The sequence below is a fragment of the Flavobacterium sp. CF136 genome, from assembly GCF_000282055.1.
Taxonomy (GTDB): domain Bacteria; phylum Bacteroidota; class Bacteroidia; order Flavobacteriales; family Flavobacteriaceae; genus Flavobacterium.
Map to the genome: position 1 here is coordinate 1 of NZ_AKJZ01000061.1, position 14,421 is coordinate 14,421.

The window sequence follows — 14,421 nt, forward strand, 5'->3', positions numbered from 1 at the left end:
TCATTAAAAACGGTTCTCGATACATTTTTTGTTCCGTTTCTCTGCTCAAAAAACACTCGAACTGACGTTTTTAATAATTACACCTAACAAGTTAATATTAATTTCTTCAGAGCTTAATTATCCCCAAAACTCTTTTAAAAATGTTGTTGGTCGAAATTATGTTTCAAAAAATATTGTTTTATCTTAAATTTATATTCTAATCTGTTTACCAACATATTATTAATACAAACCTGATGAAAAATATTTTTCTAATACTGAGTTTTTTTTGCGTACTAACACCTATCAGCAGTCAGAAATTAGTAAAATCACCTGAGCCATTCGGTCCTTTGCCAACACAAAAGCAAGTTGACTGGCAGGAAATGGAATTTTATGCATTTGTACATTTTTCATTAAATACGTTTACCAATAAAGAATGGGGTTATGGCGATGAATCTCCGCAATTATTTAACCCAACTGCTTTAGATGTGCGCCAATGGGCTCGTGTTGTGAAAGAAGCAGGCATGAAAGGAATTATATTAGTTGCAAAACATCATGATGGGTTTTGTTTATGGCCTTCTGCCTATACCGAACGTTCAGTAAAAAATTCTCCATGGAAAAATGGTAAAGGCGATTTGGTTAAAGAATTGGCCGCTGCCTGCAAAGAATACAATTTAAAGTTAGGTTTATATCTTTCTCCCTGGGACAGAAACCATCCCGAATATGGTAAACCGGAATATATTACTTATTTCAGAAATCAACTAAAAGAACTGCTTACCAATTATGGTGATGTTTTCGAAATGTGGTTTGATGGTGCCAACGGAGGTGATGGCTATTATGGAGGTGCAAATGAAACCCGAAAAATAAATACTCTGGAGTATTATAATTGGGAAGAAACCTATAAATTAATTTATAAAATAGCACCAAAAACGCTGGTTTGGGGAGTTGGCCCTTCTGAAGCAAGATGGATCGGAAATGAAGAAGGTCGTGCAGGTAAAACAAACTGGAGCCTTTTACGCCAGAAAGATGAGCTGGCCGGAAAAGTACATTATACAGAATTCATGTCCGGGCATGAGGATGGAGAGAAATGGGTTCCGGGGGAAGCAGATGTATCTATAAGACCAGGATGGTTTTATCATGCTGTTGAGGACGACAAGGTTCGTTCTCTGGATGAGATGATCGATATTTATTATGAATCGATAGGACGAAATGCCAACTTGTTACTAAATCTGCCTGTTGACCGAAGAGGACTGGTTCATGAAAATGATGAAGCAAGATTAAAAGAATTAGTCGCTGCCATAAAAGCTGATTTTAAAACTGAATTATTATCCAAAAGCAAAACAAGTGCTGGCAATGTAAGAGACAACAATACTGAATTTGCTTCCAAAAATGTAATTGACGGAGATAAAAATACTTATTGGGCTACTGATGATGATATAAAAGCAACCTCTATTCTATTTGAATTTGATCAGCCTACAGCAATTAACCGTATTCTGCTTCAGGAATATATAAAACTGGGACAACGTGTTAAGGCCTTTACTGTCGAAGCCAAAGTTGACGGAAAATGGGTGACTGTTGCCAGCGAAACCACTATTGGGTATAAAAGAATTTTGAGAATAAACAGAGTCACAGCCTCAGCACTTAAAATAAATATTACCGACTCAAAAGCGAGTCCCGTTATTTCTACTATCCAGGCATACAACGCCCCTACCCTTTTGCGTATTCCCGAAATCGAACGTGATAAAGACGGAAAGATTACTATGAAAGCTGAAGATGGAAACAGTATTTATTATACCCTGGACGGAACTAATCCAACAGTAAAAAGCAGATTATACAAAGATCCCTTCAATTATAATAAAGCTGTTCAGATAAAAGCTATTGCATTAGATATAAAAGAAAATATAAGCAGTGCAATCAAAACAGCAAAGTATGGTGCCTCAAAAGAAAAATGGAAAATAATTTCTGCTTCGAGTGGTGACCTGAATACCGTAAACAGAATTATAGACGGCAATCCAAATACTGATTGGGCCTTTGGCGGTGATACTCATAAATTACCTCAGGAAGTATCGATTGATATGGGAGCCATTATTAAAATAAATGGATTTACCTACGTTCCGCAGCAAACAGGGAATACTCTTAATTTAATATCCAATTACGAATTCTATACCAGCACAGATAATCTAAAATGGACATTGCAATCCAAAGGCGAATTTTCAAATATAAAAAACAATCCAATAGAACAAATTAAAATGTTTGGTACTGTTAAAGCCCGATATCTACGTTTTGTTGCCAAATCAGCAGAAGGAAAAGGACAAACCGCTTCTATTGGAGAAATAAACATAATAGAAAAACAGTAAAACCTGCCTTAACGAATATTGATTTTTTTTTAACATTTCAATTATGTCTTTTGCCGAAGGTTACAGGTCATTAGTCGAATTTTTAATTTCATAAAGATCGTAATACCTTAATTTTATACTATTAATTAAATGAAACTACGGGGAAATGATTAGAGAAGGTATAAATTTTAAAGAAGCAGGAAAATTCGAAGAAACACGTTTTGAGAAAATTCACAATGTAATTTTTGAATCATCTCAGGAAGCTTCCATATTAGTAGCACAAGAAATTGCTAATATAATTCAGAGAAAAGAAGAATTAAACGAACCTTGTGTATTAGGTCTGGCAACAGGATCTTCGCCAATAAAAGTTTACGAAGAACTGGTTCGGTTACATAAAGAAGAAGGTTTAAGTTTTGCAAATGTAGTTACCTTCAATCTGGATGAATATTATCCGATGGATAAGAACAATATCCAGAGTTATTATCATTTTATGCATGAGCATCTTTTTAATCATGTAAACATTCTTCCTGAAAATATTAATATTCCTGACGGAAATATAAGCAATGAGGATTTGCAACAATATTGTATCGATTATGAAATGAAAATCAAGTCTTATGGCGGATTGGACTTTCAGCTTTTAGGAATCGGCAGAACCGGACATATCGGATTTAATGAGCCCGGATCTCACGTAAATTCAGGAACTAGAAGTATTACACTTGACCATTTAACCCGTATAGATGCTGCATCTTCATTTTTAGGTATCGATAACGTACCCCGAAAAGCTATTACAATGGGAATTGGTACTGTAAAAAATGCTAAACGAATTGTACTTCTTGGATGGGGAATCAGCAAGGCCGGTATCATAAAAAATACTATCGAAGGTGAAATCTCTTCCAGAGTACCGGCTACTTATTTGCAAGAACACAGCAACACCACATTCGTTTTAGATACAGAAGCTTCATCAGAATTAACAAGAGTAAAAACCCCATGGTTAGTTAAATCGGTTATCTGGACAGAGGAGTTAAAACTTAAGGCTGTTGCCTGGTTAAGCGAATTGACAAAGAAACCTTTTCTTAAACTAACAGATAAAGACTATAACGACAACGGTATGTCCAGTCTTTTGACAGAAGAAGGAACTGCGTATGATTTAAACATCAAAATGTTTAACAAAATGCAGCAGACTATCACAGGCTGGCCAGGAGGAAAACCTAATGCTGACGATACTTACCGACCAGAGCGTTCAACTCCGGAAAGAAAAAGAATTATTATTTTCAGTCCACACCCTGATGATGATGTTATTTCGATGGGAGGAACTTTTGACAGACTGGTAGAACAAGGACACGATGTACACATTGCCTATCAAACATCAGGAAATATTGCTGTTTCTAATGAAGAAGCTTTAAAATTTGCTGAGATTTCGATGGCATTAAATACTAACTCCAGCGAATCTGAAAACATCATCAACTTTTTGAGGAGTAAAAAGGACAATGATATTGATTCGCTTGAAGTTAGAAAACTAAAAGGATTAATCAGAAGAAGTGAATCCCTTGCAGCTACCCGATATTTAGGCTTACCTGACTCTAATGTTAATTTTCTGGATCTGCCTTTTTATGAAACAGGTACCGTGAAGAAAAATAATCTGGGAGAAGCCGATATTGATATTATGTGTGCTATTATTGAAAGAATAAAACCACATCAGATTTATGCAGCAGGAGATTTAGCAGATCCGCACGGAACCCATAAAGTTTGTCTGGATAGTTTGTTTGAAGCATTAAAAAGATTAAAACACAATAGTTATATGGATGATTGTTGGGTTTGGCTGTATCGCGGAGCCTGGCATGAATGGGAATCTTACCAAATTGAGATGGCGGTTCCTATGAGTCCTGATCAGGTTCTTAAAAAACGTCACGCTATTTTTTATCATCAATCCCAAAAAGACGGTGTTATGTTTCAGGGCGATGACAACAGAGAGTTCTGGGTAAGAGTCGAAGACAGAAACAGATTAACTGCAGAAAAATACCATGCTTTAGGATTGGCTGATTATTCGGCTATTGAAGCATTCAAACGCTATTTTTTCTAGTTTATCTGAAATTATAAAATACAGTAAATTATATTTTCATGTAATTTATTTTGGTTAGTTACCTGTATGTTGAAAATGCAACCTTAATCGGTTGCATTTTTTTTGTGAGGAAAGTATAAATTGACAAACCTTGATTATACTTCTGGAAATAATTGTCACCCTGAGCCCATTCAGCTTCGCTCAGGATAAACTTAGTCGAAGGCTTGGTCGTTTAAAAGGACTTCGACTCCGCTCAGCCTGACACCTGTTTAATTAGCCAGACATCAATTTTGAATCACACCTGACGTGACGGGTTAAAGAATAAGGAAAATTTAAAATAGTGTCGTCCTGAGCCCATTCGGCTTCGCTCAGGATAAACTTAGTCGTAGGCTCGTAAAACTCAAAAGAGGCTTCGACTCCGCTCAGCCTGACACCTGTTTAATTCAAGTATTAAATAGAAGAATTTAAAATTCTTTGTTTTACCTGATCAATATAAGATCTGCCGATTACATATCTAAGACCTTCAATTTCTATACTATTGCCTTCAACAGCATCAATTTTATCAATGGCTATGGTATATGATCTGTGAATTCTTAAAAAATTCCTTTCGGGTAATAAGTCTGTAAAATCAGACAGTGTGCTGTGAATTATATATTTGCCTGATAAAGTATTTATTTTTAAATAATCCTTCAGACTTTCGATAACCAATATTTCATTAAAAAAGATTTTCTTCATTCTCTTTTTATCAATTTTAACGAAAATAAAAGGATTTTCCTGAGTACTTTCCTGACTGGCGCTGCTACTAGTATTAAGTCTTTTACTGACTTTATTCAATGCTTTCATCAGCCTCGAAAACTCTATGGGTTTTACCAGATAATCCAAAACATCCAATTCGTATGTTTCAATAGCAAATTGACTATAGGCACTGGTAATAATAAGCAAAGGAGGATTTTCTAAACTTTTTATAAAATTTATACCATCCAGGACTGGCATATTAATATCCAGAAAAATCAGATCAACTTTATTGTTTTTTAAAAAATTTAAACCTTCAATCGGATTACTAAAGGTGTCTATTAATTCAAAATTTTCAATAGGCTCTAAGTAATTTTTAATAACATTAATAGCCAATGGCTCATCATCTATAATCAAACACTTTATTTTCATTTCGGTTTATTGTTTTAGCGAAAATAATTTAGCAGGCATAATTTTAAAAAAGAGAAATCAGTTATCCTAAGACACTTTGATCACAAGCTTAACGACAAAAATATTCTTTTTATTTTTAAAAGAAAGCTTATAATCATTTTTATTATAACCTAATTCAAGTCTTTTTTTGACGTTTTCGATTCCTATACCACCTGATCTGCTAAAATTGTCTTTATGCTTCGTAATTTCAGGGGTTGGGTTTGAAATAGTGAAATAAAGATAATCTCCTTTAATCTTAAAATTAATATCAATTATTACATTTCCGGTGTTTTTGTTAACACCATGTTTAAAAGCATTCTCAACAAAAGTCAGTAATATAATAGGACCAATTTTCTTATCGTGTATATCTCCGGAAATAGACATGTTTATTTCCAGCCGATCGCCATTTCTGATCCTTTCTAAATCCAGATAGTTCTGAATACAAAGTATTTCATTTTTTAAGGATTGTCTTTTACTCTTTGTTTCATAAAGCATATAGCGCATGAGTTCAGAAAGTTTAAGAACAATCTTTGGCGTTTTATCCGATTTTTCTACAGACAAGGAATAAATATTATTAAGTGTATTGAAAAAAAAGTGGGGGGATATTTGAGATTTCAGAAAAAGCAATTCGGTTTCCAGTTGAGATTTCTCAAGATCTGTCACTCTTTTTTGTTCTTTTAAAAAATCGTATGTAATCTTGATGGCCGTAACAAATGTCATTACATAAAGCTCACCCATCATCATATCAATAGTATAATTGAGTGTTAATTTGTCTATTGTTTCAGGCCCTTCAGGCCAAACTTCATGCGTTATCAACAAATAAGTCATGTTGAATTTTACAACTACCATAATAAATATGGCAGCTAAAATAGAAATGACATACAGCAGGTATTTTTTTCGGTAAACCAAATAAGGCATAAGGATCAAAATATTCAAATAACATAATGACATATGAATCGGAAATCCTAATAAATTTGTTTTTAACGAGTAAAAATAATTGTTGAAATAACTTCCCCAGCGAAAGGTATTAAACAAGAAATAAGTAGACCAGAAAATGATGTGATAGCGTAATGGTATTTTATACAATTTGCCTGAATGTGAAATCATGATATTAGCTATGTTTTATGATTTTTTTGATGTTTATCTAAGTTTATACGTTATCCGTCTAAATTAGTTTTAATAAAAACCAAATTTATCTAAATTTAAAGTTAAATTAAGATTGTTTTATATGAAGAATTTTATCCTGCTTATTTTATTTGTAATTTCTATTGCAAGTTGTAAAATAAAGATAAATAAAAATAACAGCCAAAAAACTGTTTTTACTGATCATGTAGATCCTTTTATCGGAACCGGCGGCCATGGACATACTTATCCTGGCGCAACAGTTCCTTTCGGGATGCTACAGGTAAGTCCTGATAATGGTATTTCGAGCTGGGATTGGTGTTCAGGATATCATTATTCAGATTCAATCGTAACAGGTTTCAGTCATTTACATTTAAGCGGAACAGGGATCGGTGATTTGGCAGATATTTTATTTATGCCGATTAACAAAAAAGTAGATTTAACCGCCAAAGCCACTTCGCGCGATTTCCTTCCGTATAAATCAAAATATAGTCATGCTAACGAAAAAACAACACCGGGCTCTTACCAGGTTTTTCTTGAAGATCCTAAAATCAATGTAGAGTTAACTTCATCACAACGTACTGCTTTTCATAAATATACATTTGCAAAAAATGATAAGCAATCCGTTGTTATCGACCTTGGCTTTGCCATTAACTGGGACAAAGCTTTAAAAACAGCCCTGAAAATTGAAGATGAATATACGATAAGTGGTTACCGTTTTAGTACCGGATGGGCAAAAAACCAAAAAGTATTTTTTGTCGCCAAATTTTCAAAACCTATTTCAGAAACCACATTAGTTGCTGATAAAAAGATAGTTGAAGGTAAAACAGCAGAAGGAGAAAATACGTCATTACAATTATTTTTTAATTCAGATAACAACCCTGAATTACTGGTAAAAGTGGCTTTGTCTTCGGTAAGTGTAGAAAATGCAAAAGACAATCTGGATACCGGGGATTTTAATTTTCAAAGTATAAAATCGCAGGCACAAACTATTTGGAATACCGCTTTAGATAAAATTGTAGTTGAAACTCCTGTAGATTCCCTTAAAACAATCTTCTACACCGCCTTATATCATTCACAATTAGCACCGGTAACTTACAGCGATAAAAATGGACAATTCAGAAGAGAAGATGATAAAATAATTACAGCAAATAATTATACCGCCTACTCTACCCTATCGTTATGGGATACTTTCAGGGCCGAAAACCCTTTATTGACTTTAGTTGCCCCGGATAAAGTTTCTGATTTAGTAAATTCTATGTTAGCCTATTACGAGACTAAAAAGATATTACCGGTCTGGACACTTTATGCCAATGAAACCAACACAATGACTGGCTATCATTCGATTCCGGTAATTGCAGATGCTTACCTGAAAGGCATTAAAGGTTTCGATGCCGAAAAAGCATACGAAGCCATGAAAACAACCATGATGCAGGACGAACGCGGCTTAAATTTTTATAAAAAATACGGTTATATTCCATACAACTTATTAGACGAATCGGTTACCATCACTTTAGAATATGCTTATGACGATTGGTGTGTGGCCCAAATGGCAAAAGCTTTAGGAAAAAATGATGATTATGAATTATTTCTAAAACGTTCTAAAGCCTATCAATATTTATTTGATCCAAAAACAGGGTTTATGAGAGGTAAATCGGAAGACGGAAAATCATGGAACGAACCTTTCGATCCCAAACATTCAAATCATAGGGAACATACCGATTATACGGAAGGAAATGCGTGGCAGCACAGTTGGTTTGTACCACAGGATGTTGAAAGTTTTATTAAGTTACATGGAAGCAATGAAGTTTTTGCAAGCCGTTTAGAACAATTATTTACCGAAAGTTCCGAGATAACAGGAAATAATGTTTCTGCTGATATATCTGGATTAATTGGTCAGTACGCACACGGAAATGAACCAAGTCATCATATTGCCTATATGTTCAACCATGCCAATCAGCCGTGGAGAACGCAATATTGGGTACGTCATATTTTAGACACACAATACAATACAACACCAAATGGTCTGAGCGGAAACGAAGACTGCGGGCAAATGTCTGCCTGGTATGTTTTCAGTTCAATGGGGCTATATCCGATGAACCCGGCTTCCGGCGAATATGAAATAGGAAGTCCAATTTTTGAAAAATCAACTATCAATCTTCCGGGCAAAAAAACTTTTATAATTGAAGCGGAGAATGTTTCAGAGAAAAACTTTTATATCCAATCGGCAACATTAAACGGTGCTGCATTTAACCATACAGCAATCACACATCAACAAATTGTAAAAGGAGGGGTTTTACATTTTGTAATGGGACCGGAACCTAATAAAAAATGGGGGCAAAAAACAAACATACCAAGTAACTAACTAAACTAATAAATAAAATTAATGGATATCATTGACGTATCAATCATCGTAGCATATATTCTGCTCTCAGTAGGTATAGGAATCTGGATTTCAAGAAAAGCATCAAAAGGTCTGGATGACTATTTTCTTGGCGGGAAAACAATTAAATGGTATTTCCTGGGTCTGAGCAACGGGTCGGGAATGTTTGATGTTTCAGGAACTTCCTGGATGATTGGAGTACTGTTTTTGTATGGAGTAAAAAGTTTTATGTTTATGTGGCTTTGGCCTATTTGGAATCAGATTTTTGTAATGATGTTCCTGGCAGTCTGGATAAGACGATCAAAAGTAATGACTGGTTCTGAATGGATTCTGACTCGTTTTGGAAGTGACAGGGCCGGAAAAGCATCACATATTATTGTAGCCATTTTTGCAATCATTTCTACAATTGGTTTTATAGCTTACTTTTTTGAAGGAATCGGAAAATTTATAACGATCATTCTTCCATGGGATTTAACGCTTCATTATGGAGATTTAATTTTACTGACTTCAGAGCGTTCTTATGCTCTTATAATCATATTTTTAACTACTATTTACACGGTTAAAGGCGGAATGTTCTCTGTAGTTGCTACAGAAGTAGTACAATACTTAATTATGATTGTGGCGGGTGTCCTTATTGCAGGTTATGCTTTCATCAATTATACCGATATTCAGATTAATTCTGTTATTACCGAAGAATGGAAAAATGTTTTTTTCGGGTGGCAATTTGAAACCCAATGGGGTGATAAATTTCAAACCTTCAATCATTTAATAGATTCTGAAGGTTACAAAATGTTTGGGGCTTTTATCGGAATGACATTGTTCAAAGGTTTTTTTGCGAGTGTGGCAGGCCCAACACCAAGTTATGATTTACAGAGAATTCTTTCTACCAAATCGGTAAAAGAGGCAGCATATATGAGTGGTTTTACCAACTTAATTTTATTCATTCCGAGATATTTGTTAATTACCGGAATTGTAGTAATCGCTTTGGTGAATTTAGCACCGGAGCTGAATGCCAATACAGGTTTAACAGGAGCTGATTTAGAATTATTAATGCCAAAAGTTGTTAATTTATATATCCCTGTCGGGATTAAAGGAATATTGTTAGCAGGTTTATTGGCCGCATTTATGTCCGGATTCTCTGCCTTTGTAAATGCAGGACCGGCGTATATCGTAAATGATATTTATAAAAAATACTTCAAACCCGTTGCAACAAATGCACATTACATAAAAGTTAGTCAGATCTCTTCTTTCTTAGTTGTTGGTTTAGGAGTTTTCATGGGATTCTTTGCAGACTCCATTAACTCTCTGACTTTATGGATTACCAGCGCTTTGTACGGAGGTTACGTTGCAGCCAACTTTTTAAAATGGATTTGGTGGCGTTTTAATGGCTGGGGATATTTCTGGGGAATGTTTGCCGGACTGATCGTTGCTTCTTTACAATTTATTTTAGGTCAGAACAAAGGGAATTTTCCTATTGGAACATTCCTGTATGATTTATCAGAAATGCAGGCAATTTATTTATTTCCGGTAATATTTGGATTCTCTATTTTGGGTTGTCTTTTGGGAACTTTCCTAAGCAAACCAACAGATATAGAAGTTTTAAGATCTTTCTACACCAATGTAAGGCCCTGGGGTTGGTGGAATCCGGTTTATAAAACATTAAAATTAGAAGATCAGTCTTTCGAAAAAAATAATGATTTCTATAGAGATATGCTGAATTGTGCTATTGGTATTGTGTGGCAGTCAAGTATGATTTTGCTTCCAATATTCTTCATTATCAGAGATTATCCAAAAGCAATAGTTGCGTTAATTGTGTTTTTGGTAACCACAACTATTTTAAAATTCACCTGGTTAGATAAAGTTCGAAAAATAGAAGATTAATTAAGATATAAAAGTTTTGTCAAAGTTTTACAAGGATGACAAGATTGTGCGGAATATGCAGAGTAATATTTTTAAACACATAGAAACATAGATTTGTATGTGTTTAAAAAAAGAATACAAAAAGAAACTTGTTTCTCACACATAGCTATGTGTATTAATGCAAAGTGAAACGCCTTTTACAAGTTATGGAACCTATGCATCTATGTGTTAAAAAATGAAGACAAAGTTTCGAACAACAAACAATAAACAACAAACAATAAACAAACTATAATGAGTACAATTCCCTGGCAAGACAGACCCGAAAACAATAATGATGTAATGTGGAGATATTCTGAAAATCCTATTATTGAAAGATATGCCATACCTTCGTCAAATAGTATTTTTAACAGTGCAGTTGTTCCATTTGGAGATGGATTTGCAGGTGTTTTCAGATGTGATAACAAAGCGGTACAAATGAATATTTTTGTCGGTTTCAGTAAAAATGGTATTGATTGGGACATTAACCATGAACCAATTGTAATGGGAGCTGGTAATACGGAAATGATTGAATCTGCTTATAAATACGACCCACGTGTTGTTTTTATCGAAGACCGTTACTGGATTACCTGGTGCAACGGTTACAACGGGCCAACAATTGGTATCGGGTATACTTTTGATTTTAAAGAATTTTTTCAATGTGAAAATGCTTTTTTACCTTTCAACAGAAATGGCGTTTTATTTCCACAAAAAATAAACGGAAAATATGCGATGTTAAGCCGTCCGAGTGATAATGGACACACTCCATTTGGAGATATCTGGATCAGCTACAGTCCGGACATGAAATATTGGGGAGAGCACAGATTGGTAATGAAGCCAACTCCTTTTGAAGACAGTGCATGGCAGTGTACAAAAGTTGGTGCGGGACCAATTCCTATTTTAACGGATGAAGGCTGGCTGATGCTGTACCACGGAGTTATCAATACCTGTAACGGTTTCCGTTATGCAATGGGAGCAGCACTTTTAGAAGTTGATGCACCGGAAAATGTAAAATACAGAACACAGCCCTATTTATTAGGACCTGCTGAACTTTATGAAATGGTTGGAGACGTACCAAACGTAGTTTTTCCATGCGCTGCTTTACACAATATTGAAGAAGATAAATTAGCCGTTTACTACGGAGCAGCAGATACTGTTGTTGCTATGGCGTTTGGTAAATTAAGCGAAGTAATACAATTTACAAAAGATAACAGTTTATAAAAAAAGGCATGCGTTTAAAAATTCAATGGTTAACAATCGCTTTAGGGTTTATTTCGATAATTGGTTATTCACAATCAAAAAATACGATTATACCTAAAACCTATGTGGCATCAAAAACGGAAAATCCAATTGTGATTGATGGAGATGATTCTGATGCTTCGTGGAGTAAAGCAGACTGGACAGATCTTTTTGAAGATATAGCCAATAACGAGAAACCAAAATATGGAACAAAAGTTAAAATGCTCTGGGATGAAACCAATTTTTATATACTAGCGAAACTTGATGAGCCTGACGTCTGGGCAAATTTGAAACAACGTGATACCATTATCTTCTACAACAATGATTTTGAAGTTTTTATTGATCCCGACAGCGACACTTTTAACTATTATGAATTAGAAATTAATGCTTTAAATACAGCGTGGGATCTGTTTCTGTCAAAACCTTACCGGGAAAATGATAATGTTGTTTTAAATGACTGGAATATTCCGGGCCTGAAATCGGCGATTAAAATCAAAGGAACGCTAAATAATCCAAACGACAGAGATGAAGGCTGGGTATTAGAAATGGCGATTCCCTGGGCATCTTATAAAACTTCCTATAATGACAAAAATGTACCCGCAGATAAATTCTGGAGAGTCAATTTTTCGAGGGTAAATTGGCAGCATGCCATAACCGATAAAGGTTATGAACGCAAGAAAGGCACTGATGGAAAATTTTTACCTGAATACAATTGGGTCTGGTCACCAATGGGAGTCATCAATATGCATGAACCCGAAAAATGGGGTTATGTTTATTTCTCTTCGAAAGAAGGAAAAGACAGCTTTACAATTCCGCAAGATGAAAAAGTAAGATGGGAATTGTACAATTTATACAGAGCACAAAAAGAATATTATCAAAAGCACAAAACATGGGCTGTGTCTCTTGCAAATTTGACTAAAGAAGTGATTAATGTTGATAATAAAACTTTAAAACCGATACTCGAAAATCATGCAGCAGGATATAATATTTCAGTAAAAAGCCCTTTCTCTAATAAAACATTCATTATTAAGCAGGATGGTAAAATTATAACTAATGATTCATTTTAAACCACACAATATGGCAATAAAATCAGTTTTCTTAATCCTGATTATCAGTATGTTTTTTGCTTGCTCTTCATTAGAAAGAAAACAAAATCAACCGAAGGAAGAATTTAAAACAATTGGTTATGTTGCTGGTTATGAGAATTTTGATCCGGCAAAAATTGATGCAAACAAGTTAACTCACGTTAATTATGCTTTTGCTAATATTATTGATGGCAATGTTCAATTTGAGTTGGCTACTGATAAGGCTAAAATAGAAAGTATAATGGCCCTTAAAAAGCAAAATACTGATTTAAAAGTATTGTTTTCTATTGGTGGCTGGGTTTGGTCAGATCAATTTTCAAATATAGCCGCTTATGCTGAATCAAGAGAAAAATTTGCTAAAAGTGCTGTTAAACTACTGAAAGTTTATGGTTTTGACGGGATTGATATCGATTGGGAATTTCCCGGACAACGTGCCGAGGACAATGCTTTCAGACCTTCAGACAAAGAAAATTTCACCTTATTATTAGGCGAATTACGTAAACAATTAGAAATTGAAACTAAAGTAGATAATAAGCATTATTTACTCAGTATTGCAGCAGGAGCAGATCAGGAATATATCAATCATACTGATTTAAAAAAGGCACATCAATATCTTGATTTTATAAATTTAATGTGTTACGATTTTTATAACGGTTGGTTTTATCAAACAGGACATCATGCTAATTTATATCCTTCAAAAGAAGAAAAATTTGGAGGAAATAGTATTAGTGAGTCAGTAGATAAATTCTTAAAAGAAGGTGTTCCTGCCAACAAGCTTATTTTAGGAATTCCTTTTTATGGAAGAAAGTGGGAAAAAGTAACAGCAACAAATAATGGCTTGTACCAATCAGCTCTAACGGGAAGTTCTATTGTGGCATCCTGGGAAATTGCAGCAGAATTAAAATCAGGAAAATTTCAGGAATTATATGATGATTCGGCAAAAGCATCTTATTTATGGAATGCTCAGGATAATATTTTTATTTCTTATGAAACTCCAAAAGAAATTGCTTTAAAAGCAGCATTCATTAAGCAAAAAAAATTAGGTGGTGCTATGTTTTGGGAATATAGTTTAGACAATAACCAAGAATTATTAAACACGCTGTATCAGAGTGGAAATAAAACAAAAGCAAGTTTAAAATAAAT

At 34.4% G+C, this 14,421-nt stretch carries 9 protein-coding genes; 7 read left to right on the top strand and 2 right to left on the bottom strand.

Annotated features, from left to right (window positions below; all coding sequences use genetic code 11):
• The first annotated feature begins 233 nt into the window (after positions 1–233).
• Together PMI10_RS17010 and nagB are read left to right on the top strand one after the other, a co-directional pair.
• Complete coding sequence (locus PMI10_RS17010) at positions 234–2,333, top strand: alpha-L-fucosidase (protein WP_007810292.1); 2,100 nt, start codon at positions 234–236, stop codon at positions 2,331–2,333.
• Between the two features lie 145 nt (positions 2,334–2,478).
• The gene (gene nagB, locus PMI10_RS17015) at positions 2,479–4,392 is read left to right on the top strand and encodes a glucosamine-6-phosphate deaminase (protein ID WP_007810293.1); all 1,914 of its coding nucleotides are present in this window, start codon (positions 2,479–2,481) and stop codon (positions 4,390–4,392) included.
• Positions 4,393–4,821: 429 nt separating this feature from the next.
• Here the strand turns inward: nagB and PMI10_RS17020 are convergent, their stop codons facing one another.
• Both PMI10_RS17020 and PMI10_RS17025 read right to left on the bottom strand, forming a co-directional pair.
• Positions 4,822–5,535, bottom strand: a complete 714-nt coding sequence (locus PMI10_RS17020; protein WP_007810294.1) for a LytR/AlgR family response regulator transcription factor — start codon at positions 5,533–5,535, stop codon at positions 4,822–4,824.
• Between the two features lie 66 nt (positions 5,536–5,601).
• Positions 5,602–6,660, bottom strand: coding sequence for a sensor histidine kinase (locus tag PMI10_RS17025; RefSeq protein WP_007810295.1), 1,059 nt, complete (start codon positions 6,658–6,660; stop codon positions 5,602–5,604).
• 121 nt (positions 6,661–6,781) lie between these two features.
• Between PMI10_RS17025 and PMI10_RS17030 the strand changes: the two genes are divergently transcribed.
• The 5 genes from PMI10_RS17030 (at position 6,782) to PMI10_RS17050 (ending at position 14,419) form a co-directional block, all read left to right on the top strand.
• Positions 6,782–9,040 (top strand): GH92 family glycosyl hydrolase, encoded by a 2,259-nt coding sequence (locus PMI10_RS17030; RefSeq protein ID WP_007810296.1) that lies wholly within the window; start codon positions 6,782–6,784, stop codon positions 9,038–9,040.
• Positions 9,041–9,061: 21 nt separating this feature from the next.
• The gene (locus PMI10_RS17035) at positions 9,062–10,939 is read left to right on the top strand and encodes a sodium:solute symporter family protein (RefSeq protein ID WP_007810297.1); all 1,878 of its coding nucleotides are present in this window, start codon (positions 9,062–9,064) and stop codon (positions 10,937–10,939) included.
• Positions 10,940–11,209: 270 nt separating this feature from the next.
• Complete coding sequence (locus PMI10_RS17040; protein WP_007810298.1) at positions 11,210–12,175, top strand: glycoside hydrolase family 130 protein; 966 nt, start codon at positions 11,210–11,212, stop codon at positions 12,173–12,175.
• Between the two features lie 8 nt (positions 12,176–12,183).
• Positions 12,184–13,260, top strand: a complete 1,077-nt coding sequence (locus PMI10_RS17045) for a carbohydrate-binding family 9-like protein (RefSeq protein ID WP_007810299.1) — start codon at positions 12,184–12,186, stop codon at positions 13,258–13,260.
• Positions 13,261–13,270: 10 nt separating this feature from the next.
• Positions 13,271–14,419 (top strand): glycoside hydrolase family 18 protein, encoded by a 1,149-nt coding sequence (locus PMI10_RS17050; protein WP_035632080.1) that lies wholly within the window; start codon positions 13,271–13,273, stop codon positions 14,417–14,419.
• Positions 14,420–14,421: the final 2 nt, after the last annotated feature.

What these genes read in the sequence shown, in the direction of transcription:
- PMI10_RS17010 (WP_007810292.1), top strand. Translation starts at nt 234, where the DNA reads ATGAAAAATATTTTTCTAATACTGAGTTTTTTTTGCGTACTAACACCT.
- nagB (WP_007810293.1), top strand. Translation starts at nt 2,479, where the DNA reads ATGATTAGAGAAGGTATAAATTTTAAAGAAGCAGGAAAATTCGAAGAA.
- PMI10_RS17020 (WP_007810294.1), bottom strand. Translation starts at nt 5,535, where the DNA reads ATGAAAATAAAGTGTTTGATTATAGATGATGAGCCATTGGCTATTAAT.
- PMI10_RS17025 (WP_007810295.1), bottom strand. Translation starts at nt 6,660, where the DNA reads ATGATTTCACATTCAGGCAAATTGTATAAAATACCATTACGCTATCAC.
- PMI10_RS17030 (WP_007810296.1), top strand. Translation starts at nt 6,782, where the DNA reads ATGAAGAATTTTATCCTGCTTATTTTATTTGTAATTTCTATTGCAAGT.
- PMI10_RS17035 (WP_007810297.1), top strand. Translation starts at nt 9,062, where the DNA reads ATGGATATCATTGACGTATCAATCATCGTAGCATATATTCTGCTCTCA.
- PMI10_RS17040 (WP_007810298.1), top strand. Translation starts at nt 11,210, where the DNA reads ATGAGTACAATTCCCTGGCAAGACAGACCCGAAAACAATAATGATGTA.
- PMI10_RS17045 (WP_007810299.1), top strand. Translation starts at nt 12,184, where the DNA reads ATGCGTTTAAAAATTCAATGGTTAACAATCGCTTTAGGGTTTATTTCG.
- PMI10_RS17050 (WP_035632080.1), top strand. Translation starts at nt 13,271, where the DNA reads ATGGCAATAAAATCAGTTTTCTTAATCCTGATTATCAGTATGTTTTTT.